A 24,190-nucleotide genomic window follows, 5' to 3' on the forward strand; every position below is an offset into this window, starting at 1 on the left:
GGCAATCGCTTCGATGGGGAAGGTCGTGTGCGGTGTCAGCACTTGCACGCAGGTGCTGCGGGTGCGCACTCCGCGTCAGGCGAGCCCGCGCAGCAGTTGTGCGTCAGGTACTCGATCAAGCCGTTCATGGCGCCGAAGTTGGCCCGATAGCAGACATGGCGGCCCTGGTTTTCGCTCTCCACCAACCCGGCCTGCACCAGCTCCTTCAGGTGGAAGCTGAGCGTGGCTGGGGGCACCTGCAGGGCCGTGGCGATGTCGCCCGCCATGCGACCTGCCGGGCCAGCCTCCACCAGCAGGCGGAAAGCCGCCAGGCGGGTGGCGTGACCCAGGGCAGTCAGGGCGGCGATTGCATTCAACGTTTCCATATTTCTAGAATAGTCGAATGAATAAGCCGATCACAAGTACCCACCTGCCCAACCTGGTGGAATCGTCATTGCCCCAGCCCGATCACCGCCAGCTCGCCGCCGCCGATCTGGGGCCGCCACGCATCCTCCTGCTCTACGGCTCACTGCGGCCGCAGTCGTTCAGCCGCAAGCTGGCGCTGGAAGCCGAACGGCTGCTGCGTCACCTGGGGTGCGAGACCCGGGTGTTCGATCCGCATGCGCTGCCCATGCTGGACAGCGTGGACACGAGCCACCCCGAAGTGCAGCGGCTGCGTGCGTGGTCGCAGTGGTCGGAAGGCCAGGTCTGGGTCAGCCCCGAGCGGCACGGGACGATCACCGGTGTGTTCAAGAACCAGATCGACTGGTTGCCGCTGGAAGATGGCAGCGTGCGGCCCACACAAGGCAGGACGCTGGCGGTGATGCAGGTGAGCGGCGGTTCGCAGTCGTTCAACACGGTCAACACGTTGCGCGTGCTCGGCCGGTGGATGCGCATGCTGACCATTCCCAACCAGTCGTCGGTGGCCAAGGCCTGGCAGGAATTCGATGACGATGGGCGCATGAAGCCCTCGCCGTACTACGACCGCGTGGTGGATGTGATGGAGGAGCTTGTGAAGTTCACGCTGCTGACGCGAGGGCGGTCGGACTACCTGGTGGAACGCTACAGCGAGCGCAAGGGCGCCGCGCACGCCGCTGCATTGGCGAGGGCCGCAGGGGCTGCGGCTTCCTGAATTCCAATTCGCCGATCGACGTATTACTTGCTTGCGCGCCGCGCGCCCTTCTCGTCTTCGTCCTTCGCATCCCCGCGGCTCTGCGCGAATTCCGGAAAGGTCTTCGCGATCGAATCCTTGTCCGGCAGGATGTAGAACACGCCGCCCTTCTCGAACATGGGCTGCACGATCTGCCCGTAGAACGCGGGCGAGACGTTGATGCAACCGTGGGTGACGCGGTTGTCGTCCGGCGTGGGCGATGCCAAGCGCTCGGCGCGCTTCTCCTTCGGGCTGCCCGGTGGCAGCGGATGCATTGAAACGGCCGAATCGTAGTCCACCCACAGCACGCGCCCGGCATCGTCGGAGGGGCCGTAGCCACCAATGAAGCGGCCGGCCGGCGTGGTGCGGTCGTGGCCAGGAATCGCGCTCAGTGCGAGCTTGGCGACGCCGGGTGCGGAGTGGTCGCCGATGGCCGAACCGAACAGCGCCGGTGCCGCGCCACGCAGCTTTCCGTCGCCGCTGAAGATCAGAACCTGCGCCGCCGCCTTGTCCATGACTGCAAACGGATAGCCCTGGTTATCCTTGCTGGCCACCACCCAGCCGGCCAGTTCGATCACCGTTTCGGACACGCCCTGGTCAGGTGGAAGTTCATCAACGGCGGCCACCGGTGGTGCAGGTGCGTCCTTGTCCCTGGCGTTGGCTACGCCGCTGCATGCAACGACCAGCGCCATGGCCAGTGCGGCATGGAGGGCGCGGCGTGCAGGGGAGGAGTAGGTACGAATGGGACGGCTCCTTGCAATGCAATCCTGGGTGGAAGGACGCCAGTGGCCGGCGAAGGCCACTGGCTCCCGATACAGAGGTGGATCAATTCAAACAGTGAGGGAGCAATTACCCGCGCGGCTTGCGGCCGGCCGGTGCCCTTTCAAGCTGCTGCACGCGACCTTCGATCTGGTCCAGACGCTGGTTGGCCTGCTGCGCGGACTGGTTGGCGGACTCCGCGCTCTGCGCAGCACCCTGCACCTTTACGTCGAGCTGATCGAGACGCGAGTTGATGGTTGCAAACTCGTTCTTGTAAGAGGCGCAGGCGCCAAGGCTGACGGTGGCGATGAGCGCTACAGCAAGTGCGCGGGCCGTCTTCATGTGTTGCGGGTTCAGGTTCATTGCATTCCCTCCTTCGTCTGGGGAAGCTGGAATATAGCGGCGTTTGTTCCCGTCGCTACCAAGCGCTTTCAGCTGGAATTTGAGTACGTGGATGCACTGTGAAGCCTGCTTCTGACCCAACATTAACAAGCGGGACCAGGCGAGCTGATCTGCGTCGACGAAGCGCCTTGTGCCTGTTCAAGATTGCCAATTCATCTGTATGAAGCCGGCATCACGGTATCTGCGCCTGCGCGCTTTCGCCTGCTCCGCACGCAGGTTGCCATCCACTTGCTTCCAGCAGCGTTGCAGCGTTTCCAGGCTGGACATTCAGCAGTTTGGCTATGGCGTTGCGCGTGTCGGGCGCGCGCGCAACGTAGGCATGGGCAATGCGGTAGCCGATCCAGTAGCCGAGATCTCCACGGCGCGCATCGTCGCCGGGGCCGTTGTACAGCCACCTCGAAAGATCGGTACCCATGCTGTCCTGCAGGAACGCGCGCTCCAGCGCACATTCGCGGCCTTGCGTCCAACGAAGCAGATGCGCGTTGGCCGGTTGCCCGGAGATCAGTTCGCCCACGTACTCGGCGCCGCCTTCAAGCAACGTCTGATAGAGCAGGGTGGGCTGCGCGACATCGATGCTCGCACCGGGCTGTTGCACGTGCACGTACTCATGGGCGATCAGGTGCACGAAACGATCGCCGACGTCGGGCTGCATCCAGTCAGCGTTGCACAGCGCTTCCAGTCCGATGACCACGCCTGCTTCGGTGGTCACGCCACCACTGTTGCCGCGGCCCACCAGCACGGTGACAGGGGGAAAGCGCGCAGACGGCAACAAGGCGCCCAGCTGATCGACGGCAGCGGCGACGCGCGTGCGGATCGATGGCAATGCTGTCGCGCAGGTTCTCGCTTTCGCAAACAACGCCGGCTTGTCCTGGATGGCACTGGCCAGCCGCTCCATCGAGCCGATACGGCTGTCGGTGAAGCTGCGCAGGGCATCCGTACCCGCATCCAGATAGCCGTGTTGCAGTTCATCGGCGCTTGGGCGCCCTTGGTTGGCGTCCAGCACCTTGAAGAAGCGCGCGACATCGTCCGTCTGCACGACGATGTGCCCGGCAGAAACGATGCGCTCAGCCGCCTGTGCCTGCAGCAGCGCGGCCGGCGAGGCGATCAAGATCAGTGCCCACGTCAAGCATCGAGCGCGGTGCGTATAAGAAGCCGGCAGCGTAGCCACGTGCCCATAGTTAGAGCGCGTTTTGGCCTCATAGTTGGGTGCAGCCGAGGCTCTACATTCACCGACTATTAGCACCTTGGCCCCATAGTCGGGGCGCTCGTAGCGTAGCTAATTGATATCGAAGGAAATGATTGCATAGTTGGAGACTTCTTTCATAGCTGAACCAACTATGGGTACGCGAATGAATATCCGCTCTCCAGACCGTGCAGTCTGCTGGCGTCTGCCACCTACCTGGATTCCGATGCAAGGTTGTGAAGACGTGGCTGAACCTAGTGAGGCAGCACGGATCTCGGATGGACGCAACGCGCAATGCAAGAAGTCGCTAATCAATGTGGCATGGACCCACAAATGAAAAGCCACTGTTAGTTCCACTCGCGCAATGGGCTCCAATCTAGCATTCGACTCGTCCGGAGAACGCTCGACGTATTAAGGCTTCAAGGATTGTAATGGATTGATTTTAAAGGAGGTATAACCATTTATGGCTTGCGAAATGCAGAGGGACTCAACGAGCTTGCAACGAGCATTGGTTTGCGTATGTTGGAGGAATGAACGCACTTTCCCTGCAAAGAGCGGCACTTGAAGCGTCCTCAGAAGAGGAACTGGCAGACAGGATCGTTGATGAGTCTGGGATCTGTGTTCGCGTGGGGGATGCCAGGCAGCTACTTGGATTCCGTAGCCTAGATGCAGGTAGACGAGCTGCAGTGCAGGGGCGCTTAGGCATCGAAGCGGTGAACCTTCCAGGTCGCCGTGGACGTTTGTCCCTTCGGCAGGCACCTATCAAGGAGCCCGTGCAATGAGCTAAGTAAGAAAGATCTCTGGGGAGAAGAAACAACAAACCCTGGCTGGCAGGCCAGGGCTTGTTCGCAGCTAGCGCTTAGTTCCGCGTAGCTGAATCTACTCCCGACCCGTGCTTCTTTCAAGTGCTCGTCAAAGCGGGAGGGGGCCGTGCAGCCATCTCCCACCATGAGGGAGATGGCAATGACCCCAGATCAGCTGAGGGATCATCTAAGAACGCTAGATCTATCAGTAGAAGATAGGTCCTTCGCACTCGAGCTCTTTGGCCAGGAACCAGGGCGCAGCGTTGGCGCCTATGCACTGGACAATGTGGTCGTCGACTTCTATTCAAGAAAGTGTCGCGATGTTCGCAGGCTGGAAAGCCATACAGTCGAGCAAACATTTGCATATGAGCTAGAAATTGATCCTGACGTCATCTCATATGTTTGCCAGGTCACTTGTCGTGGCATAAGGCGCGGCAATCATGTGTGCACCGCCCATGCAGACTTCTTTGTGGTTCGACGGTCCTCCGTGGAAATCGTGGAATGTAAGCCCATCTCCAAGCTCAGCACTCTTGTGGAGAGAAAGCCCGAAGAGTGGGTGCTGGACGGTGGGAAATATCGCAATCTGGTGTATGAGCGATGGGCAGCATCCCATGGGATCGAGTACAAGATCTGGGCCTCACCCAGCAACATCAGCCGATACCATAGGAACTTGCAGTTCATCTACCAAAACTGGGATGAAGATCTCTCAATGGTGCGCCGAGAGGGCTTTGCTGCGGTGGAAAAGCAGCTTTACATGGGGCCAAAAAGCATCGCGTTTCTTATGGAAGAGATCCCTTGGTTCAACGCTGGGGTCGCAGCAGGACTCTTGGCGGATAGGCTAGTCCACGGGCCCATAGGGCACATACCGATTACCGATACGCGCAACTTTCTCTTAAGCCTAAGTCAAGAGCAGGCGGAGGCGATTGCGGCCGAGTGCTGTAAGAACATCAACAACCTGTATGCCGAAGCTAGCGGCCCAGTTGCGCTCGCAAGTTCAGTTGATGTGGCAAAGGCAGTTGCAAGGCTGAAGAAGCTTGAATGCCTTGCTCGTGAAGGAAAGCGAGCGACACCCAAGATGAGGAAGTTGGAGGAGCGGGTGAGACTAGCGCGCGCAGAGGGTCGCAATCCTCTAGATGATCTCATCACCAACTACGCAAAGTGCGGGAACCGATCCAGTCGTCTCACTCACGCGCAATCAGAACTTGTACGCGGAGTCATTGGCTCACATTGGCTAAAGGGTAAGGTTGCGACGCTAGCCGATCTGTATCGTGAGCTAGCCCTGCAGTGCGAGTGCGCTGGCGTTCCTGTGCCTGGCCGGAAGGCGCTCGTCAGAAGAGTTCGATCCGTTTCAAGGGGGCAACGTGATCTTGCTGTCGGCGGTAAGCGAAACTATCAAGCAAATAGGCCGCGTTCCGACGCTCGGGTTAGATCAGGCCAAGCGCTTGCTGTGCACTCTGTCCTGCACATCGATGCAACCAAGGTTGACAACCGAGTCTTTACACAAGAAGACGAAGGGCAGCAAGACCACTGCCCGGTACTGTACTGCGGCCGTGACGAAGCGTCGTCTAAGGTTATGGCCCATGCCTTTGTCTTCGGTCCCGCTCGGCGCGAAGGGCCACTAATTTTGCTGAGGAACTATGTGCGCGAGCACGCGAAGCTTCCACACGCAATCGTGATCGATCGAGGCACTGATCTTAAGTCAGCCTTAGGTGATCTCTGTCGAACCTATGGCATCTCCATACTCACAGTGCCGACAGGCGCGAGTCGCTTCAACTCACAGTGTGAGACGGTTCAAGGGCTTATCAATTCCATGGTCAGCCACAAATTGATTGGGAGCACAAAGCCAGATAAAGCCGGTAGAAGTGTCGATGGAAAATTCAAAAGCAGATCGACCGCGCGCCTAGATTTCTCGACCGTAGAATCCGAAATTCACCACCTTCTGTACAGCCTGATGCCCGAGATGCCCGTGGATGGCTTCGCAGGTGCGCGAGAGCGATTTGAGAACAGTCAGTTGACTGCTCCAAACTCTGGAATACCAACGGTTGTAGACGATGACTTCCTATTTCAAACTTCAGTGAAATTGAAATCATGCTCTTATGAAAGAACAAGGGGGATCAGACACTGGAGGAGAAGCTACACGAACGCGGATCTCGCGTCGCGCGCGCATGAAGAGAAGATCCTCAGTGCTCGGCGTGATCCTGAGGATATTTCATTCGTTTGGATTCAGACCACGAAGAGACGCTACAAGGCATGGTGCTCGAAGGTCTCGGAGATTGGTCACTACTCCGAGCAGGATCGTCACTTCGAGGCAATGTGGGAGCAGTTCATCACGCCGGATGTTGAGAGCAAGAAGGAGGAGCTGCAGCGTAAGAACTATGAGAGGACGAGCATGGCCAACGCCAGGCAGCGAGCCAATGATATGGGGCTAGCAAGTGGAAAGGAAACGCAAGCCCCGCCAAATGCGAGTCGATCGAAGGTTCAAGCGAGATTGGTCGTCAACTTTGATGAGCTCCCCGATCTCATTGTGGAAGGGGATTCGCATGGACGCTAGCATCCTGCCCCATTTTCCAGCTGATGAGATGAGCTTCCCTTTCATACCACATCAGCGCTTTCTAACTACCCAGCACAGCCTACTGAAATCAGTTTCGAGAGCTCGGCCAGGAGACTTTGTTTGGTTGATAGCGCCCTCCTGGTCAGGAAAGAGCGAGTTGCGTCGGCAGCTGTTGCCTGAGCTCGGAGGAAATCCCCAACTTTGGCCAACAGGCCACTTGCCGCTGATCTCCGTAAGGGCAATCCTGAATCAGGGCGACAAGTTCAATCCGAAAGACTTCGCTTTGCGCCTACATCAGGAAATAACTGAGCCCGACACTAGCTGGACTAATGCTATGGAAACCGGTGGCGATCCTGACCAAACGCACGTGGCCGCAGAGCGGCGAGCCTCTTCAGTGTTCTGGCGTGAAGTGCGCGCGAGAACAGCGGAGAGAGACCTTCGTCTTTCGTTTGAGCGCATGTCTAGAATTCGCGGATTGAGGTACATCGTCATAGAGGAGGCTGCGAACATCTGCAGGGTTCCGAAGAGTCAGAGTTCACGCAACTACATGCTTGGCATCATGGCGCTTGTTGAAGAAATTGGTTGTGTGGCGATCATGATAGGAACCCATGAAGCGTCCACGCTCTATGAGGATTCCCAAGAGGTGTTCAATAGATCTGACGTTCTCTATATGCGTCCGTACGGTCTGAATGACAATGACGACCTGCGATCCTACGCCTCTCTGATCAAGGCGATCGGCAAGGGATTTCCACTTTCAAAAGGTAGCCTTCTCCAGGAAAACCTAGAGCTCATTGCTCTCAATGGAGGAGGAATTTTTGGCCCAACTCTGCGGTACTTGATGCGGGCGAATGAAGAGCGTTGTCGCAATGGTTCCAATACCATCGAGCTCGGGCATCTGCGAGCAGCGTCTGGAACCGAAAGGAACCACAGGCTGCTCTGGGGAGAGATAGACGCGTTCAATAGACTTGCCGATGGCAAGCGTTCTCTACGCCTAGCGGACTTCTTGACCATCAAGGGCTCATTGCCTAGCGAAGGCGATCTGTGAGGATGGAACCACCAAGATGGACGGTACTTCCACCTCTTGAGCTTCGTGATGCAGGTACTCCCTGGACAGAGTCGCTCAATGGATACGCAAATCGCTTGGCTAAGCTCAGCGGAATTTCGTGGTGCAAGCTGCTTCAGCTTATCGACACCCACTCGTCGGAGGTGCCGTCTAGATACATTGATCAGCGCAGACTCGATGGGCTCGGGCCTGTGTCAGTACGGCGTGCGCGTTCACTAGAGAAGCTGACTGGGCAGTCACTTGTCGGTGCTACTTTGTATGGACTCTCAGAGATCGTCTCCTCAAGGGCAGCGAGCTGGAGTCGACACGCCGCTTGGTGTCCGATTTGCATCGGAGCTAGCGATATGGACGAGAGCGCCACAGAGAGGCTGATTTGGAGCTTCGATGCTTATTCTCACTGCTCGCTGCACGACGCCAGGATTGAGAACAGCTGTTCCAATTGTGGACTCGGGAAGTTGAAGAGCATTGCATTGAGAAAGTGCCCATCCTGCGGAGATCGCCTAGACAGGCGCACACGCTTTGACTCGGCGAACCCGACTCAGCGCTGGATCAATCAGTGCATAGAGGAACTGATCTCTTGGTGCTCAAATCATCCAAATCAGAGGCTTGAACTCTCGAACTTGGAGGTGTTTATAGAGGCAGTCGGGGCTAGAGGCGAGCGGCGAAAGTTGGATTACCGACCTCCTGCACGCTTGCCTGCAAGCTATTCTGACTACAAGAGCTGGACTAGAGTGAATTGCTTCAGACTCTTTAGAAGGAATGATCCGAGTCGATTAGAGTTCAATGAGCTACTCAATCTATCGGCAAATCAGTGCGTTTCTGTCTTGGACATTCTTCTCCAGCCTATCGAATCTGCGTCCGAACTTCTGCCTGGAATTGGATCGAATCCGGAGCTCCCACTAGGACGCGGTCGAGTGGCAGATGAGCGAAGAGAGTTTGCTCGATTGATTGACGCTCTGCTTGGTGATGACCAGTGCGTCCTTCCATCCTTCCAGGTGCTTGCGCAGCTGAGCGGAAGACGAGGGTCGTTCAAGTCTGGCCTACCGCACCACCACGCTCACTATGCGGTCCGGCTAAGGCGGCAACAGATGATGATTCGCGGTGTTTCGCGAAGAACGATAAACAGAGCATTTCGTCTTGCATGTCAGTTGAAACTTTCGCTACAAGGACAGCTGCTGATATCCGAAGCCGTGGCAAAACGAATCCACATCGAGATGGATGTCGCATCGAACATCGTGCGATCCGCGGAACTTGCCTGTAGCCTTCTTCTCCCAGTCGGAGGGATGAAGGGCGTAGCTCGTATACCCAATCTATGAGCTGAAGCCTTCCTGGTGGTCTTAGAAGTCTCTTGGTCTTAGATGCCCCGTCTGCCTGACGAACACGAGTGCATTCCACGGTTGCGAGGTGTCAGCAATAGTGCCGAAGGGTGGCATAAGTGCTGTTTGCTACGTCGACGGATGCGCAGAGCATCAGAGCTGTCCAAGATCTTGGACGACCGATCGCCCTTGGCGCAGGTCGATTGCCAGCAGGCGACCACCTGCGACCTGCCGGCCAGCGGCGCTGTTTAACCATGCCGCTTGAATCCTGCCCGCCTCAATTACCGCATCCGCCGCAAAGCTGTCAGGCATGGCCCGCAAGGGCTCGCCGGGTGACGCCAGACCTCCGACCAAGGGTTGCACCACCGTTGCTGCGGTGCTGTTGGACTTGGCGTAGGCGGTGGCTATCATTCGTCCGGCGCGTGGGCACCACCCTCCAAGTACCAGTTCGGTGCCTAGGGTTTGCCTCGACAGGCCTGCTTCAAGGGCTGCCTTCTCGTACTCAGGCCAAAGCTGGTCGATCACCAATGTCAGTTCCTTGGCTAGCTGCTCCATTGTGAAGTCCGCCCGAAAGCTGGCCTGCAGCATAAGTGCGTAGATCCGAAGGAAAAATTGAGTGCTACCGCGGCAGGCAAGCACCACGTTGTGTTGTGGAATCAATAAGAACTTCGCGCCGGACGATTTGGCGCCGGTGAGTGCATCCTCGGCGAGAGTGTCAACTGCAACCAGCATCCGTTCAGGGCTAAGCAGGACGTTCAGGATACTCAAGTGCGCGCGCTCCACTGGCTTGCGGCAATATCATGCGGATTGTGACGATTGTCCATCTAGAAGCACATTGGAATGAATTTTGAGATTTCTGACTTAAAGGCTCGCTTAGAGGCGTGCGAGACAGATCTTGCGGCGCACCGTGGCTACTTGAAGGCCCTGGAGTACGGGGTGCGGACGCTAATCATCACGCATCCGGATCCAGACTTGTTATCGAGAGCCTGGGAGTCGATTCTTCCTGGGATCACTGAGGCTCACGGGCCGGAGGGCGGGTGGATTTTCAACGCGGCCTTCCAGCAGCTGCTCTCGGTGTTGACTCAGCAAATTGAGGCGCGGGGCGGCAAGGTCGGTGATTAGGGGAACAGGACCTCGATCTGAGGTGGCATTGCCTCCAAGCCCAGAGCAGGGCTTTCTGGACGATTCAGGGCGGGACTTGGGGAACTCAAGCACGAATGCTGGAGGGAACTGATGTGCAGCTTTGAGGGGAAGGGGGATTGGCGTGCGTATAAAGAAGGGCAGATGAGGAGAACTTCAAATGAGTGACGTAGATGAATGGCTGACAAGGGCCTCGGCTGCCACTCGGCCCTGCGGCAATGAGCAGGCCACTGATGTGCTAGTTCAGCGCTTGTCCCAAGAAGCTTCCCCTTCGCAATGGGCCGGTAAGCGAGAGTTCCGCCGGGCACTCGCATGCGCCGCGCTCGCGGCGGTGCTTACCTGCGGAGGAGTAGGCTCCGCCTTCTTTGTCACCCAGGCACCCTCGCGCCCGACATGGGTCGCGGCCCCAGCTTCCATGTCCCCATACGCTCTACTGGTGGAACGCTGATGGCAATCGGACCCCTCATGAGGCTGCCGCTGGCAACAATCGCTGGCGCCATCATTGGCGTCGTGTGCGCGCTGGCTATCGGCTGGACCTGGCACTCGCTCAATCCTGGGCACAGCGATCTCCATGAACGCCTTCACGCCGTGGTGCCTCTGGACGACTCGGAGAAGCAGATCCTCCAGGCCAAGGAACAGCTGTTCGCAACAAGGCGAGGTGAGATCGAAGCGCGCCTGCGGATTGCCAACCGCCAGCTGGCGGACGCCATCGCGGCTGACCCCAAATGGAACCCCCAGGTGGAACGTGCAAGTCGTGAGGTGGAGCGGGCTGCGGGCGATCTCCAGCGCATCACGCTCGAGCATGTGTTCGAGATGCGCGAGGGCTTGAAACCCGAGCACCGGCCGGCCTACGACAAGGCACTCCTTGAAGCACTTCGCACCGACTCTCCCTGAGCCACACAAACGTTGTGACCATCGAGGACGACAACAACTGGGCAGTTGAAGCTGCGGCAGGTAATGCTGAGGCCTTCGCTCGCCTGGTCCGCCGTCACTCGCCAGCAATCAAGCAGATGGTTCGAGGCATGGGCCTGCCCGAAACCGACGTCGATGATGTCGTGCAGGAGACATTCGTTGCCGCTTGGCGAGGCCTGTCAGAGTACGATCCGACGCGCTCGGTACTTCCCTGGCTGATGCGTATTGGAATCAACAAGGTTCGTGATACGCAACGGTTTCGACGCGTCCGCCATTTCCTGTTCCGGGCCAAGCCTTTGGATGACGAGGAAGGACGCGCCCTGCATTCCGAGCAGGCCGGGCCAGAGCAGGTTGCCGGCTCTCAGCTTGAGCTCGCAGAAGTAAGAAGGGTTCTCAACACGATCGACCCGAGCCTGCGTGAAGCCCTGGTTCTGACTGCCTTCGTCGGCCTTTCCCAGGTTGAAGCAGCTTCCGCCCTGGGTATCAGTCTCAAAACAATAGAGGGTCGCGTACTGAGAGCACGGGCCAAGCTGACAGATGCACTGAGCCGCGGGAAATAAATTTTCGCCGGATTCGAGGGGAAGGCCGCGCAGGCCGCGTAGTGCAGAAAGACGGCCGAGATTGCGGCCCCACTGCACCGGATCCTCATGAAACCATCATTGCTTGCCCTGACGGTGATGCTGGCCCTGACCAGTATCTCTGCGGCCTATGCCTCGGACGCCCCGAACTTCAGCGCGTTGCTCGAGCAGAGCAGGGCCCAATCCCCCTTCCTTCAGGAAAAGGGGTTCGACACAGCTGCCGCTGCGGGCGAAGCCCGCCAAGCGCGAGCGCTACGTAACCCCACCATTGATGCCCTCGCAGAGAATCTCAACGCTCCCCCCAGCAATGGCGCGAGCCAGCGGCAGACGACCTACACCATCAGCCAGCCACTCGAGATCTTTGGCCAACGTGGGGCTCGAATCCAGGCGGGAGAGAAAGGGCTGCAGGCGGCCGAAGCTCGCCAGCACCAGGCACAAGTCGAATTCGCCGCAGCCTTGGCTGTTGCCTACGCGTCTTCCGAGGCTGGGCTGATACGGCGCAACATTGCTGCCGAAGATGTTGATCGCGCCAGAGGCGACCTGAAGGCAGCTCAGGCGCTGGTTGACGCAGGAAAGGAGGCCAGCCTGCGCGTAGCACAAGCCCAGGCCGGCTTGAGCTCAGCAGAAGCGATTGCCGCCTCAAGAGAGGCAGAGGCGGCTGCAGCTCTCGAGCAACTGTCAGTACTGGCGGGAAGAGCTGAACCCTACTCAGGCACGTCCGAGTCACTCCTGGTGCGCGAGTGGGTTGCGCCCGCAATTGCGAACGTCGATTCGGCATCTGTCCTGTCTGCGAAGGCAGACGTCGATGCGAGCGATGCGGTTCTGCGCACTGAACGCTTCAAGCGGGCACCGGACCTTAACCTCACCGCAGGCCGTCGCAACTTCGCCGCCGGTGGGGACGCATTGGTCGTCGGCGTGTCTCTGAGCATCCCATTGTTTGACCGGAACAGCGGCGGGATCAGCGCGGCTCGAGCACGGAGCGACGCCGCCCGTGCTCGATTGGATGCAGCACGCCTCCAGAGCCAGGCGGACCGTGCGACTGCGCTTGCGCGTGTTGACGCCGCCAAGCGAGGACTGATCGCTGCCTCCAAGGGAGAGGAAGCAGCCACGGAAGCCTACCGAATGGCGCGCTTGGGATACGAGGCCGGTAGAACCCCACTGGTTGAGCTGCTGCTTAGCCGTCGCACGCTGACGGACGCGAGGCTGAGCGTGGTGGATGCACGACTCGCACGCGTTGCCGCCTACGCATCGCTCGCCGTGGCCAGCGGTCAGATTGCCTTTGGAGACATGTAGATGAAGAGAAGTATTCCGGCTGTTAACACCCTGACGATGATCGGCGTGGCTACCTTGGCGCTTGGCGCGGGATTTGGCATTGCACGCTTATCCGCCCCTTCAGAGACGGTGGTCGACCCCGCGAAAGACGAAGCCAGCGCCAGTGCGCCGGCGGAGGCGGAGGCAGCTCAGGAAGTCGCGATTCCCAAGGAGTATCTTGCCGCTGCGGGGATCTCGGTGGAGCCCGTCACTTCCGCTCAGGTAGCGGCGAATATCACCGCATCGGGTTCGGTCGTGGCAATCCCCGGTGGTGAGGCCGTCGTGGTGGCACGTGCGGCCGGTAACGTCACCGATGTCATCCGGCAGGTGGGCGACAAGGTGAAGAAGGGCGAAGTGCTGGCACGCGTAGCCAGCCCTGATGGGGCCCGTATTGCGGCTGACCTTCGTGTGGCCAGCGCCAGCCTCTCCCTCGCCGAAAAGAACGTCAAGCGCGATGAGTCGTTGCTCGCACAGGGCGTGCTGGCACGACAAGAGGCTGAGGCGAGTCGCGCCGCCTATCTCACAGCGCAAGCAGAAGCACAACGCGCTGCCCTGGTGGCACGCACCGCCAATGTGGATGGAGGAGGTAGCGTCAACGTCATCAGCCCTATCGATGGAACCATCAGCAGCTCGCAAGTGACTCTGGGCGCTTTCGTCGAGCCGCAGGCCTCCCTTTATAGGGTCACAGGTTCCAATGGCGTGGAGATTCAGGCCTCCGTTCGTGCGGGTGACACCGGTCGGATCAAGGCCGGCGACAGCGCGTCCATTACCCGCTCCGACGGAAGCGTCACCTCAGGAAAGGTCCGTTCAGTTGCTGCCGCCGTAGGTGGGCTGACAAGGGCTGCCACAGTCGTAATCACCCCGAGCGCAGAGGCGAACGGATTGGTTGTGGGTGACGGTGTGCAGGTCCGGCTGGTCACCGCTTCCGGATCGGGTGAGGGGCTGTCTGTCTCGGAAGAGGCGGTCCAGAACATCGACGGAAAAGACGTCCTCTTCGTCAGAACCAGTAAGGGGTTCACTGCACAGCCGGTCTTCATTGGCCTCCGTAGCGGTGGTATGGCGCAGATCCTTTCTGGCGTCACTGCGGGAACCCCGGTTGCTACCCGTAATGCGTTTCTGGTGAAAGCCGAGATGAAAAAGTCGGGCGGAGACGAGTAATGATCGAGCAAGTACTCACGGGTGCCGTACGGCACCGCTGGCTGGTTCTGTTCATCACACTGGTGATTGCGGTGATCGGCGGGTGGCAACTGAACCTGCTACCGATCGACGTGACTCCGGATATCACGAACAAGCAGGTCCAGATCAACACCGTCATCCCGACGCTGAGTCCAGTGGAGGTCGAGAAGCGCGTTACCTACCCGATCGAGACCGCGATGGCAGGACTTCGGGGCGTCGCGAACACCCGGTCGTTCTCGCGCAACGGCTTCAGCCAGGTCACGGTGATCTTCGATGAGAGCGCAGACCTCTACTTCATGCGCCAACAGGTCACCGAGCGTCTGACTCAGGCTCGGCCCCAGTTGCCGGAGGGTGCCGAACCACTGATGGGCCCGGTTTCGACCGGGTTGGGCGAAGTATTCCACTACAGCGTTGAATTCACCCACCCAGATGGCAAAGATGCCCCGCGAAATGATGGTAAGCCTGGCTGGCAAAGCGACGGTTCGTTCCTGACTGATCAAGGGGAACGGCTGACGGACAACATGGCACGTCTGGCCTACTTGCGCACAGTCCAGGACTGGATTGTGCGGCCTCAGCTGCGCACGACGCCAGGCGTAGCAGACGTCGACAGCCTCGGCGGCTACGTCAAGGAGTATGTCGTTGAGCCCAATGCGAGCAAGCTCGCGGAGTACGGGTTCTCCTATACCGACCTGGCCGACGCGTTGCAGGATGCCAATCTGTCGGTCGGAGCAGACTACATCCAGAGGTCGGGCGAGTCCTATCTGGTGCGCGCAGACGCCCGCATCCGCTCCGTGGACGAGATTGCCCGTGCCGTTGTGGGCAATCGCAACGGAGTTCCCGTAACGGTGGGTGACGTCGCACGTGTGGTCGTTGACGGTGAGCTCCGCCGCGGTGCTGCCAGCCGCAATGGATACGAGACTGTCGTCGGCAGTGCACTCATGCTGGTTGGCGCCAACAGCCGAACTGTGGCGGCGGCGGTGGGTGACAAGCTGCAGGAGATCGGCAAGACCATGCCGCCGGGCGTGACGATTGTTCCCACCTTGGACCGATCCCAGCTGGTTGTCGCAACGATCAAGACCGTCGCCAAGAACCTGGCCGAAGGCGCTCTTCTAGTCGTGGTCATCCTGTTTGCATTGCTCGGAAACTGGCGAGCTGCTGTCATTGCTGCATTGGTGATTCCGTTGTCCCTGCTGATCACCGCGATCGGCATGAACAAGCTCGGGATCTCTGGCAACCTGATGAGCCTGGGTGCGCTCGACTTTGGCCTGATCATCGACGGCGCGGTCATCATCGTCGAGAACGCACTGCGCCGCCTGGCAGAGCGACAGCATGCACTTGGGCGCCCGCTCAATCTATCGGAGCGCCTGCATGAAACGATCGCCTCGTCCAAGGAGATGGTCCGCCCGACCGTATATGGGCAGGCGGTCATCTTCCTGGTCTTCGTGCCCTGCCTGACCTTCCAGGGCGTCGAGGGGAAGATGTTCTCTCCGATGGTCATTACCCTGATGCTGGCGCTGGCCTCTGCATTCGTGCTCTCCCTCACTTTCGTTCCGGCGATGGTGGCGGTCATGCTCAAGGGCCACATTTCCGAGAAGGAAGTACGGGTGGTAGCTGCCACCAAGAGCCGCTATCAGCCGATGCTTCGCAGCGCAATCCGCCAACCCATGCCCTACCTGGCCGGTGGTCTTGGCGTCCTGGTGGCCGGCGTTGTGGCCTTTGGCTTTGTGGGTCGGGAGTTCATGCCCACATTGGATGAGCAGAATCTCAACCTGTCCTCCGTTCGCATCCCGTCCACATCGATCGAGCAGTCCGTCGCCATCGACCTTCCTCTTGAGAAGGCACTGATGACGTTGCCGGAGGTACAGACGGTGTACTCCAAGGCCGGTACCGCAAGCCTGGCCGCAGATCCCATGCCGCCCAATGCGTCCGACAACTACGTGATCCTCAAGCCCAAGGACCAATGGCCGGATGGAGTGAAGACCAAAGAGCAGGTGATCGAGAGGATTCGAGAGAAGACAGCCTTTCTTGTTGGTAACAACTATGACGCCACCCAGCCCATCGAGATGCGCTTCAATGAGCTGATCGGCGGCGTTCGTAGCGACGTTGCAGTCAAGATCTATGGCGAAGACCTGACGGCGCTTGCCGGCAGCGCTGACAAGATTGCGGCCGTCCTCAAGAAGATTCCGGGCGCATCGGATGTCCGTGTGGCGCAGACGGGAGGCTTCCCGACCTTTGACATGGCGTTCGACCGGGCCGCGATCGCCCGTTACGGACTCACCGTCAAGGAAGTGGCCGACACAGTGTCTGCTGCTCTGGCAGGTCGCATGGCGGGCCAGATCTTCGAAGGTGATCGGCGCTTCGACGTGGTGATTCGTCTGCCCCGTGTGGACCGCAGCGATCTCGATGTACTGGGAGCCGTTCCGGTTATGCTGCCGCCAGGCAGTCAGGAAGGCCGTCAGTCTGTTCCGCTTCGTGAATTGGTCAGTTTCCGCTTCACACAGGGTCTGAACGAAGTGAGCCGCGACAATGGCAAACGTCGAATCTATGTGGAAGCGAATGTGGTCGGGCGTGACCTGGGTAGCTTCGTTGACGACGCCAAGGCGGCTATTGCCCAGCAGGTGCAGTTGCCCACGGGTTCCTGGATCGAATGGGGCGGGCAGTTCCAGAATCTGCAGGCAGCAACGAAGCGACTGGCGATTATTGTGCCTCTCTGCTTCATTCTCATTGCAGCCGTCCTCTACATGGCGATTGGCAACGGTTTGCTGACAGGTACGGTACTGACTGCGGTGCCACTTGCTCTGGCCGGTGGATTCTTCGCATTGGCGTTGAGAGGAATCCCCTTCTCGATCTCAGCTGCTGTGGGCTTCATCGCGGTATCTGGTGTCGCGGTGCTCAACGGCCTGGTTCTGATCTCCGCGATCAAGAAACGCCTGCACGAGGGGCTTCCGCCAGATGAGGCGGTCGAACTGGGTGCAATGGAGCGCGTTAGACCGGTTCTTATGACCGCGCTGGTTGCCTCCCTGGGCTTCGTCCCGATGGCGATTGCAACAGGTACGGGCGCCGAAGTGCAGAAGCCACTGGCTACAGTGGTTATCGGGGGTCTTGCCACGGCAACCGTACTGACGCTGTTCGTGCTGCCTGCGCTGTGCGGGCTGGTACTCCGAAGAACTGCGCGCAGGAAGGCCGCGGGCATTGAAGACCCCTTGCCGGTACCCGAAGTCGATTGAGCGCAAGCCCCTTCCACGGCTTCACGTCCTGCCCTGCGGATCGGATTACGATCCGCAGGGCAGCGGCGCTTTCCACTGTTCCATCTAGAGGTGAGCCATGATCGAGGTCCTACGCTTTCCAACATTCAGGAACCTGTTCGCTGCGCAGGTTATCGCGCTGATCGGCACGGGCTTGGCTACCGTGGCGCTCTCTCTTTTGGCCTATGACTTGGCGGGGGCTGAGGCGGGCGCTGTGCTAGGTACGGCTCTGGCAATCAAGATGATTGTCTACGTGCTGTTGGCCCCTCTGTCCGGAGCGATCGTCCCGGCAAATCTACGCAAACCGGTGCTTATTGCCCTCGACCTGGTGCGGGCGGGCGCGGCGCTTTGTCTGCCGTTCGTCAACCAGATCTGGCAGGTGTACCTGCTCATTGCCTTGCTGCAGTCGGCCTCGGCGTGCTTCACCCCTCTGTTCCAGTCGACGATCCCGGAAATCCTGAAGGAGGAACGCGACTACACCCGAGCACTGTCCCTGTCGCGCCTGGCCTATGACCTGGAGAGCCTGCTGAGTCCCGCGTTGGCCGCTGCTCTGCTGACGCTGATCAGCTTCCACGGCCTGTTCGCTGGTACGTCCGTAGGCTTCGTGATATCCGCCATCTTGGTGTTCTCAACTGCATTCCCCTTCGTTGCTCCGTCCCTAAGAAAGGACGGTCCCTACGCCCGCGCGATTCGAGGAATGCGGATCTACCTGAAGACGCCCAGGCTGAAAGGGTTGCTTGCCCTTAATCTGTGTGCGGCCGCCGGCGGCGCCATGGTGTTCGTGAACACCGTCGTTGTGGTGCGCAACGTTCTCGGCGGAGCAGAGTCACAGGTGGCATGGGCGCTGGCAGCTTTCGGTGGCGGCTCGATGCTGACGGCGCTTGTCCTCCCCAAGGTTCTCGATCGGGTGGCTGACAGGCGCGTGATGCTCTCCTCAGCCCTTGCAATGTGCATCGTACTTGTGACCCTCGGGCTTACCTGGCTGCTCTCGCCCTCCTCCATAGGTTGGCCCATCGTGCTCGCCGGCTGGGCATTGTTGGGGATGAGCTATGCGGGGCTGGTGACTCCTGGCGGCAGACTGCTGCGGCGATCAGCGGAATCCACCGATCTGCCATTCCTGTTCGCAGCGCAGTTCTCTCTCTCCCACGTGTGTTGGCTGATTGCCTACCCTCTGGCTGGAGCCGTGGGTGCGAAGTTTGGAATGCCAGTGGCGATCATGGCACTGGCAGTAGTCGGCATCGCCGGATTCGTGTTCGCCTGGAGAATCTGGCCCGCCCATGACCCGGACGAGATCTCCCACGGTCACGACGATCTGGCTGCGGACCATCCCCACTGGGCGGAACACGCTTCTTCCAACGGCAAGCACTCACATCGGTATGTCATCGACGACGTGCACCCTCGTTGGCCTGGATGACGGAAACTTGAACAAGGGGCGCGAGAGGGCACTTTCACCGCTCGCGCCCGACGTTGTCATATCGACTTTGCCAGAACAAGCCTCTAGTCTTTGCCCGTGCGATCCCTTCGTCTACCAACCAGCGTGCTGTTGCGCAGCTGCATCTTCATGATGCTGGTGGCGAGTCTGTTCGTGCGACCCGTCCTGAATCATCTGGGTGAGCTGCACGGCTTGCAGCACATCGTGCAGGCTGCGGTGGAACATGGTCACCCCCATGTTGGGGTGAGTGATGCCGCAGACCGTGATCTTGAACACGCGGTTGGATTGCACAGCCTGTTGCACCAGGCCGATCTGACGGCTTCTGTAGGCATCTTGGCCAGCCTTGCTGGACCCGCTCGAGTTGATCTGAGCGATATCCATCCCTGGCACCAGCCAGCGGCAGAGCTTCAGCATCATCGCTCATCCCTGTTCAGGCCTCCTATCGCCTGAGACCCAGGCCTCGTGCTCGCACTGAGCAGAGGCTTGGCAGCGCCCGTCCAGTCAATCCTTACTGGACGTTCGTCGCTGCAAGAAATTATTCATTCGTTCCCCGCCCGGACCCCGCTTACGCGCAGTGATCCGTGTGACGTGCCGTGCGCGCCTTCTGCGCACTCGTAGCACGTTGCGCCGGTTCCCAGTGTCGTAGCGGATAGCTTTGGCGGAGGTCCGCTGACCGCATTCGTAGATCCTCATCATGATCCCCAGTTCTGAATCCGGGGCGCTCTCGCGCGTCCTTCTCCAACCCCCACTACGGTCGCACTGGCCGCGAACTCTACTCGCACTGCTTTCCCTGTTCATGCTGCTACTCACAGCTGACGGGGCGTTGGCTCACGCGATCGCCGAAGGCGACAAGGGCTACATCCAGGAAATATCTGGAGTAAATCTGATCGCATTCGCCTATCTGGGCGCAAAACACATGGCCACCGGCTATGACCACATCCTGTTCCTCCTGGGCGTGGTGTTCTTCCTGTACCGGATGAAGCATGTCGCGCTGTATGTGACGCTGTTCGCGATCGGGCACTCCACAACGATGCTGCTGGGTGTGCTGTTCAACGTGGGCATCAACAGCTACCTGATCGACGCGATCATTGGTCTGTCTGTGGTCTACAAGGCCCTGGACAATCTGGGCGCCTACCAGCGTTGGTTCGGCTTCCAGCCAAACACAAAGGTTGCGACGTTGATCTTCGGCCTGTTCCACGGCTTTGGTCTGTCAACCAAGATCATCGAGTACGACATCTCACCCGATGGTCTGTTGCCCAACCTGCTCGCGTTCAACGTCGGCGTGGAGATCGGCCAGATCCTCTCGCTTGGCGCGATTCTGATCGCAATGGGCTACTGGCGCCGCACGCCCAGCTTCTTCAAGCACGCCTACACCGCCAATGCCGCCATGCTCTGCGCCGGATTCATTCTGATCGGCATGCAGCTCACTGGCTACTTCGTTTCCTGACTTTCAAGAGAACTACATCATGTACAACAGTAAGCCCGCCGAAGGCGACCTCCCCACCAGCCGCCAGTTGGGACGCACCACCGCAATTGCCGCCGGCATCGCCATTGTCCTCCTGGTTGGAGTGGTGATGCCATCTGAGTACGGAATCGATCCCACTGGTGTTGGTCGGGTACTGGGCTTGAAGGAAATGGGGGAGATCAAGGAACAGCTTGCCGAGGAAGCGGCAGCTGACGCTGCGATGGACGCAAAGGCCGCCGAAGACGAGGCAGCCGCCCTGCTGACGCAGGTGTCCACGCAGAACCGTAAGACCGTTGAAGTTGCTCAGAAGCCTGCCGCGAGCAATGCGGCCACCGCTGCTGAATGGCGGGACGAAGAACAGGTTGTCCTGGCGCCGGGCCAAGGCACCGAGATCAAGCTCGTCATGAAGGCGGGCGAGCGCGCCAGCTACCAGTGGTCTGTTGAAGGCGGCGTCGTGAACTTCGACACCCACGGAGACGGCGGCGGTCGAGCGATCAGCTATGAGAAGGGTCGAGGGGAAGCCACCAAGCAGGGGGTGCTCCTGGCTGCCTTCGACGGCAACCACGGATGGTTCTGGCGCAACAGGGGCGAGGAGCCCGTAACGCTTCTGCTCCGCACCGGAGGGGAGTACGAGTTGATCAAGAAGATGTAAACCGCAGCGGTTAGCGGTGGCCGGGTGCGCTTAAGGCCCGGCCACCGCCCTATGTGCGGTATTTCCGATGGGCTGCGCCCAGTTTCGGCCCCCTCGACAACCCCAGCCAGCCCCGCTTAAGCTAACCCATATGCGTCTTTCCGCCCGCCACGGCCTTGCCCTCAGGATCAGCTTCTTTGCGCTGATGCTGTTGAGTGTCGTTGCGCGGCCGATGGTGATCCAGCTCAGCGAACTGCACGGATTGGAACATGACATCGCAGCAGCGGTGGATCATGGCCATTCACATGCCGGCGGTGCGGGCGACAATCTGGACCCGGATCACGCCACTGGCGCTCATGCGGTACTGCATCAGGCAGATGCGAGTTTCGCTGGAAGCCTGTTCACGCCCCACGTCTACCTGGCTTCACTACCGCTGGCCGGTGAAGTCCATGCTCTGCGACTTCTGAGGGTGCCTGCAGGGCACCCGGCGTCACCCTTCCGACCTCCGATCGTCTGACGACCCTAGCTGCGCTCTAGCAGCCTGAGCGCGCCTCCCGTGTAGCGGAAGGCGGCGCGTCGTTCTGACTTTCTTTCCGGAGGCTTCCGTGAAATTCCGTAGTGTGTGGGCGCTGGCTGTTGCCGGCGCCTGCGGTGTGGCCGTTCCTGGCTACGCCGCCGAAGTGCTGCGCCTGGAGGATGCGGTCGCCCGCGCTCTGGGCACTCACCCAAGGGTGCAGGCAGATGCCGCACAAATAGAGGCGACAAAGAACCGTGCGGCGCGAGAGGGCTTAGCAGCCCCGTTGGTGCTCGGCGGAGAACTGGAGAACGTGGCCGGTAGTGGCAGCGTGCGAGGTATGGACGCTGCCGAGGCAACGTTCCGGGTATCCAAGATTCTGGAACTGGGTGGCAAGCGGGCGGCCCGCCAAGCGCTTGGCGGCGCCGAGGTGGATGCAGCCCTGCGAGAGGCTGATGTGACCCGGGTGGCCATCGCCACACGCACCGCTGGTCGATTCATTGACGTGCTTGCGGCGCAGGAGCATGTCGAGCATGCGGAAGAGCGGATTCGTATGGCCCGCGCGCTTCAGCGAGAGGTGGCCCGCTGGGTCTCTGCGGCACGGAACCCGGATTCAGACCTGAGGGCCGCTGAAATTGCCCTGGCCGATGCAGAGCTCAAGCGTGATCAAGCAGTCCAGCGGTTGGAGGCCTCGCGCATGGCGCTTGCGTCTTCCTGGGGCTCTTTCACCGCTGACTTCGACACCGTCGCCGGCGATACAAACATCCTCCCTCCGCTGGATGACTACCAGACGCTGTCCGAACGCCTTCAGAACGCGCCACAGCAACGTGCCTTCGATGCCCAGTCCAGAATTCTTGCCGCGCGCCGCGATGTCGCCGTTTCCAGCGCGAAGCCTGACGTGAGTGTTGGATTTGGACTTCGCCGTCTTGAAGCAACGAAGGACAGTGGCTTGGTCATGTCGATCTCGGTTCCCTTGGGAACCCGGCGTCGATCAGCCTACTCGGTATCCGAAGTCGACTACGAACTGAGTGTGCTCAAGTCACGCCGTGAAGCACAAATGTTGGAGCTCAACCAGGAGCTGTTCGGAGTCTATCAACAGCTGCGCCAAGCGCAGTTGGAGGTCACCTCCGTTCGTGAGCGGCAGCTCCCCAAGGCGGAGCAGGCGATGAATCAGAGCCGTCGTGGCTTCGAGGAGGGTCGATTCTCCTATCTCGCATTGAGCCAGGCGCAGAAGACGCTGTTCGACCTTCGTGAGCGCGAAGTCGAGTCCGCCGCACTCTATCTCCGATTGCTGGTCGAGGCAGATCGCCTCACCGCCTCCGCCCAGGATATCCGCCCATGAATCGTTACGCCCTTCTTATGTTGCTTCCGCTGGCACTGGCCGCCTGTGGCGGTGAAAAGCCGGTTGAGAAAGAAGCCGCAGAATCCACCGCCGCGGCCGGCGACTACGAGCGCGGCCCCAACCGCGGTCGCATGCTCCGCGATGGTGATTTCGCACTTGAAGTCACCGTCTATGAAACCAACACGCCTCCTCAGTTCCGCCTCTACGCCTATCGAAATGACAAGCCGATCTCACCGAATGAGGTGAAGGCAACAATGCAGTTGAAGCGCCTCGACGGTGAGGTCAATGATTTCACTTTCACCGCCGAAAACGACTATCTCGTAGGGAACGGCGAGGTCGTGGAACCTCATTCTTTCGACGTGAAGGCAGACGCAGTGGTAGGAGGAAAGACACACACCTGGTCCTATCAGTCCTATGAAGGCCGTACCACCATCGAGCCAAGCGCTGCCAAGGATGCGGGTGTGGTGGTGGAAGAGGCTACCGCTGGCACTATCCGCGATACGGTCACGCTGATGGGGAACATCGCGGTCAACACTGGCCGCCAGGCCGCCGTCAAAGCACGATTCCCAGGTATTGTCCGCAGCGTGTCGGTCGAGATGGGCCAACGCGTTTCGGCAGGGCAGACGCTGGCGACGGTTGAAGGCAATGACAGCATGCGCACCTACGCGGTGATTGCTCCCTTCAGCGGCATCGTTCTTGCGCGCAACACCAGTGTTGGTGATGTGGCCGCCGACAACACACTGTTCGACGTTGCCGATCTGTCAGAGGTCTGGGTCGATCTACGAGCTCTGGGCACTAACGCCGAGCGTCTCGCTCCAGGTCAAGCAGTGCGGATCCGTTCCGCCACGGGTGCCTTGGAGACTGAAGGTAGGCTCCAAAGCCTGCTTCCGCTGGCAAGCAGCGGCCAAAGCGTGGTTGCGCGCGTGAGTATCCCCAATGGTGACGGCAAGTGGCGTCCAGGAATGGCTGTCTCGGCCGAGGTCATCATTGCCGAGACACCTGTTCCACTGGCCGTCAAAGAGTCAGGGCTCCAGCGATTTCGCGACTTTACCGTCGTATTTGCGCAGGTGGGCGATACCTATGAGGTGCGCATGCTTGAGCTTGGAAAGCGTGATGGCGAGTGGGCAGAGGTTCTTGGCGGACTGAAGCCCGGAACGCGGTACGTCGCCGAGCAGAGCTATCTGATCCGTGCAGACATCGAGAAGTCTGGCGCCAGCCACGACCACTAAGGATCCATC

The 24,190-nt window shown here is 59.7% G+C and carries 23 protein-coding genes; 17 read left to right on the top strand and 6 right to left on the bottom strand.

Annotated elements, in window-relative coordinates; genetic code table 11:
- Window positions 1-35 precede the first annotated feature (35 nt).
- On the bottom strand, window positions 36-365 hold the full coding sequence (locus AASM09_RS00670; RefSeq protein WP_049429833.1) for an ArsR/SmtB family transcription factor: 330 nt from the start codon (window positions 363-365) through the stop codon (window positions 36-38).
- 17 nt (window positions 366-382) lie between these two features.
- On the opposite strand from AASM09_RS00670, the gene arsH reads away from it, so the two are divergent.
- The gene (gene arsH, locus AASM09_RS00675; RefSeq protein WP_049429832.1) at window positions 383-1,111 is read left to right on the top strand and encodes an arsenical resistance protein ArsH; all 729 of its coding nucleotides are present in this window, start codon (window positions 383-385) and stop codon (window positions 1,109-1,111) included.
- Between the two features lie 23 nt (window positions 1,112-1,134).
- Here arsH and AASM09_RS00680 read toward each other — a convergent pair whose 3' ends face one another.
- From AASM09_RS00680 to AASM09_RS00690, 3 genes are all read right to left on the bottom strand, one after another.
- A complete protein-coding gene (locus tag AASM09_RS00680) occupies window positions 1,135-1,821 on the bottom strand; it encodes a hypothetical protein (protein ID WP_049429831.1) in 687 nt (228 codons plus the stop codon).
- 157 nt (window positions 1,822-1,978) lie between these two features.
- The gene (locus AASM09_RS00685) at window positions 1,979-2,251 is read right to left on the bottom strand and encodes a hypothetical protein (protein WP_010487149.1); all 273 of its coding nucleotides are present in this window, start codon (window positions 2,249-2,251) and stop codon (window positions 1,979-1,981) included.
- Between the two features lie 211 nt (window positions 2,252-2,462).
- Window positions 2,463-3,458 carry a DUF2268 domain-containing putative Zn-dependent protease gene (locus AASM09_RS00690; protein ID WP_049429830.1) on the bottom strand — a complete coding sequence of 332 codons (996 nt, stop codon included), beginning with the start codon at window positions 3,456-3,458 and terminating at the stop codon, window positions 2,463-2,465.
- A gap of 978 nt (window positions 3,459-4,436) precedes the next feature.
- Between AASM09_RS00690 and AASM09_RS00695 the strand changes: the two genes are divergently transcribed.
- From AASM09_RS00695 to AASM09_RS22170, 3 genes are read left to right on the top strand one after another with little or no spacing between them, the layout of a single operon-like run.
- Window positions 4,437-6,827: a hypothetical protein gene (locus tag AASM09_RS00695; RefSeq protein WP_130768356.1), complete on the top strand. Its 2,391-nt coding sequence runs from the start codon at window positions 4,437-4,439 to the stop codon at window positions 6,825-6,827.
- Complete coding sequence (locus tag AASM09_RS00700) at window positions 6,817-7,872, top strand: hypothetical protein (protein WP_158229108.1); 1,056 nt, start codon at window positions 6,817-6,819, stop codon at window positions 7,870-7,872. The genes AASM09_RS00695 and AASM09_RS00700 overlap by 11 nt, the downstream gene beginning before the upstream one ends.
- A 2-nt stretch (window positions 7,873-7,874) precedes the next feature.
- The gene (locus tag AASM09_RS22170; protein WP_080355046.1) at window positions 7,875-9,206 is read left to right on the top strand and encodes a TniQ family protein; all 1,332 of its coding nucleotides are present in this window, start codon (window positions 7,875-7,877) and stop codon (window positions 9,204-9,206) included.
- 153 nt (window positions 9,207-9,359) lie between these two features.
- Here AASM09_RS22170 and AASM09_RS00705 read toward each other — a convergent pair whose 3' ends face one another.
- On the bottom strand, window positions 9,360-9,974 hold the full coding sequence (locus AASM09_RS00705) for a hypothetical protein (RefSeq protein WP_033836041.1): 615 nt from the start codon (window positions 9,972-9,974) through the stop codon (window positions 9,360-9,362).
- Between the two features lie 72 nt (window positions 9,975-10,046).
- Between AASM09_RS00705 and AASM09_RS00710 the strand changes: the two genes are divergently transcribed.
- The 8 genes from AASM09_RS00710 to AASM09_RS00740 all read left to right on the top strand — a co-directional run bounded on the left by AASM09_RS00710 (window position 10,047) and on the right by AASM09_RS00740 (window position 18,982).
- Window positions 10,047-10,328 (top strand): hypothetical protein, encoded by a 282-nt coding sequence (locus tag AASM09_RS00710; protein ID WP_049429828.1) that lies wholly within the window; start codon window positions 10,047-10,049, stop codon window positions 10,326-10,328.
- A 178-nt stretch (window positions 10,329-10,506) separates the two neighbouring features.
- Window positions 10,507-10,794, top strand: a complete 288-nt coding sequence (locus AASM09_RS22175) for a CnrY/NccY family anti-sigma factor (protein ID WP_130768358.1) — start codon at window positions 10,507-10,509, stop codon at window positions 10,792-10,794.
- Window positions 10,795-10,811: 17 nt separating this feature from the next.
- Window positions 10,812-11,240, top strand: a complete 429-nt coding sequence (locus AASM09_RS00715) for a periplasmic heavy metal sensor (protein ID WP_087948687.1) — start codon at window positions 10,812-10,814, stop codon at window positions 11,238-11,240.
- 14 nt (window positions 11,241-11,254) lie between these two features.
- Window positions 11,255-11,818 (top strand): RNA polymerase sigma factor, encoded by a 564-nt coding sequence (locus tag AASM09_RS00720; protein ID WP_049429827.1) that lies wholly within the window; start codon window positions 11,255-11,257, stop codon window positions 11,816-11,818.
- Between the two features lie 87 nt (window positions 11,819-11,905).
- Window positions 11,906-13,129: a TolC family protein gene (locus AASM09_RS00725; protein ID WP_033836037.1), complete on the top strand. Its 1,224-nt coding sequence runs from the start codon at window positions 11,906-11,908 to the stop codon at window positions 13,127-13,129.
- Window positions 13,130-14,305 carry an efflux RND transporter periplasmic adaptor subunit gene (locus AASM09_RS00730; protein ID WP_049429825.1) on the top strand — a complete coding sequence of 392 codons (1,176 nt, stop codon included), beginning with the start codon at window positions 13,130-13,132 and terminating at the stop codon, window positions 14,303-14,305.
- Window positions 14,305-17,550, top strand: a complete 3,246-nt coding sequence (locus tag AASM09_RS00735) for a CusA/CzcA family heavy metal efflux RND transporter (protein ID WP_049429824.1) — start codon at window positions 14,305-14,307, stop codon at window positions 17,548-17,550. Before AASM09_RS00730 ends, AASM09_RS00735 begins: the two co-directional genes overlap by 1 nt.
- A 97-nt stretch (window positions 17,551-17,647) precedes the next feature.
- A complete protein-coding gene (locus AASM09_RS00740; RefSeq protein WP_033836038.1) occupies window positions 17,648-18,982 on the top strand; it encodes an MFS transporter in 1,335 nt (444 codons plus the stop codon).
- 111 nt (window positions 18,983-19,093) lie between these two features.
- Here AASM09_RS00740 and AASM09_RS00745 read toward each other — a convergent pair whose 3' ends face one another.
- On the bottom strand, window positions 19,094-19,417 hold the full coding sequence (locus AASM09_RS00745) for a hypothetical protein (protein WP_008264507.1): 324 nt from the start codon (window positions 19,415-19,417) through the stop codon (window positions 19,094-19,096).
- A 379-nt stretch (window positions 19,418-19,796) separates the two neighbouring features.
- Between AASM09_RS00745 and AASM09_RS00750 the strand changes: the two genes are divergently transcribed.
- The 5 genes from AASM09_RS00750 (at window position 19,797) to AASM09_RS00770 (ending at window position 24,181) form a co-directional block, all read left to right on the top strand.
- Complete coding sequence (locus AASM09_RS00750; RefSeq protein WP_223224807.1) at window positions 19,797-20,447, top strand: HupE/UreJ family protein; 651 nt, start codon at window positions 19,797-19,799, stop codon at window positions 20,445-20,447.
- A 19-nt stretch (window positions 20,448-20,466) separates the two neighbouring features.
- Complete coding sequence (locus tag AASM09_RS00755; protein WP_049429823.1) at window positions 20,467-21,117, top strand: hypothetical protein; 651 nt, start codon at window positions 20,467-20,469, stop codon at window positions 21,115-21,117.
- A gap of 130 nt (window positions 21,118-21,247) precedes the next feature.
- Window positions 21,248-21,613 carry a hypothetical protein gene (locus tag AASM09_RS00760; RefSeq protein WP_075075811.1) on the top strand — a complete coding sequence of 122 codons (366 nt, stop codon included), beginning with the start codon at window positions 21,248-21,250 and terminating at the stop codon, window positions 21,611-21,613.
- Window positions 21,614-21,701: 88 nt separating this feature from the next.
- Window positions 21,702-22,952, top strand: a complete 1,251-nt coding sequence (locus AASM09_RS00765) for a TolC family protein (RefSeq protein WP_107378919.1) — start codon at window positions 21,702-21,704, stop codon at window positions 22,950-22,952.
- On the top strand, window positions 22,949-24,181 hold the full coding sequence (locus tag AASM09_RS00770; protein ID WP_049429822.1) for an efflux RND transporter periplasmic adaptor subunit: 1,233 nt from the start codon (window positions 22,949-22,951) through the stop codon (window positions 24,179-24,181). The genes AASM09_RS00765 and AASM09_RS00770 overlap by 4 nt, the downstream gene beginning before the upstream one ends.
- Window positions 24,182-24,190 lie beyond the last annotated feature (9 nt).

The sequence above is a fragment of the Stenotrophomonas maltophilia genome (genome assembly GCF_039555535.1).
Lineage (GTDB): Bacteria > Pseudomonadota > Gammaproteobacteria > Xanthomonadales > Xanthomonadaceae > Stenotrophomonas > Stenotrophomonas maltophilia_Q.

Bases quoted from the DNA above. Each gene is read 5' to 3' on its own strand.
- AASM09_RS00670 (WP_049429833.1), bottom strand. From the start codon at position 365: ATGGAAACGTTGAATGCAATCGCCGCCCTGACTGCCCTGGGTCACGCC.
- arsH (WP_049429832.1), top strand. From the start codon at position 383: ATGAATAAGCCGATCACAAGTACCCACCTGCCCAACCTGGTGGAATCG.
- AASM09_RS00680 (WP_049429831.1), bottom strand. From the start codon at position 1,821: ATGGCGCTGGTCGTTGCATGCAGCGGCGTAGCCAACGCCAGGGACAAG.
- AASM09_RS00685 (WP_010487149.1), bottom strand. From the start codon at position 2,251: ATGAACCTGAACCCGCAACACATGAAGACGGCCCGCGCACTTGCTGTA.
- AASM09_RS00695 (WP_130768356.1), top strand. From the start codon at position 4,437: ATGACCCCAGATCAGCTGAGGGATCATCTAAGAACGCTAGATCTATCA.
- AASM09_RS00700 (WP_158229108.1), top strand. From the start codon at position 6,817: ATGGACGCTAGCATCCTGCCCCATTTTCCAGCTGATGAGATGAGCTTC.
- AASM09_RS22170 (WP_080355046.1), top strand. From the start codon at position 7,875: ATGGAACCACCAAGATGGACGGTACTTCCACCTCTTGAGCTTCGTGAT.
- AASM09_RS00710 (WP_049429828.1), top strand. From the start codon at position 10,047: ATGAATTTTGAGATTTCTGACTTAAAGGCTCGCTTAGAGGCGTGCGAG.
- AASM09_RS22175 (WP_130768358.1), top strand. From the start codon at position 10,507: ATGAGTGACGTAGATGAATGGCTGACAAGGGCCTCGGCTGCCACTCGG.
- AASM09_RS00715 (WP_087948687.1), top strand. From the start codon at position 10,812: ATGAGGCTGCCGCTGGCAACAATCGCTGGCGCCATCATTGGCGTCGTG.
- AASM09_RS00725 (WP_033836037.1), top strand. From the start codon at position 11,906: ATGAAACCATCATTGCTTGCCCTGACGGTGATGCTGGCCCTGACCAGT.
- AASM09_RS00730 (WP_049429825.1), top strand. From the start codon at position 13,130: ATGAAGAGAAGTATTCCGGCTGTTAACACCCTGACGATGATCGGCGTG.
- AASM09_RS00735 (WP_049429824.1), top strand. From the start codon at position 14,305: ATGATCGAGCAAGTACTCACGGGTGCCGTACGGCACCGCTGGCTGGTT.
- AASM09_RS00740 (WP_033836038.1), top strand. From the start codon at position 17,648: ATGATCGAGGTCCTACGCTTTCCAACATTCAGGAACCTGTTCGCTGCG.
- AASM09_RS00745 (WP_008264507.1), bottom strand. From the start codon at position 19,417: ATGATGCTGAAGCTCTGCCGCTGGCTGGTGCCAGGGATGGATATCGCT.
- AASM09_RS00750 (WP_223224807.1), top strand. From the start codon at position 19,797: ATGCTGCTACTCACAGCTGACGGGGCGTTGGCTCACGCGATCGCCGAA.
- AASM09_RS00755 (WP_049429823.1), top strand. From the start codon at position 20,467: ATGTACAACAGTAAGCCCGCCGAAGGCGACCTCCCCACCAGCCGCCAG.
- AASM09_RS00760 (WP_075075811.1), top strand. From the start codon at position 21,248: ATGCGTCTTTCCGCCCGCCACGGCCTTGCCCTCAGGATCAGCTTCTTT.
- AASM09_RS00770 (WP_049429822.1), top strand. From the start codon at position 22,949: ATGAATCGTTACGCCCTTCTTATGTTGCTTCCGCTGGCACTGGCCGCC.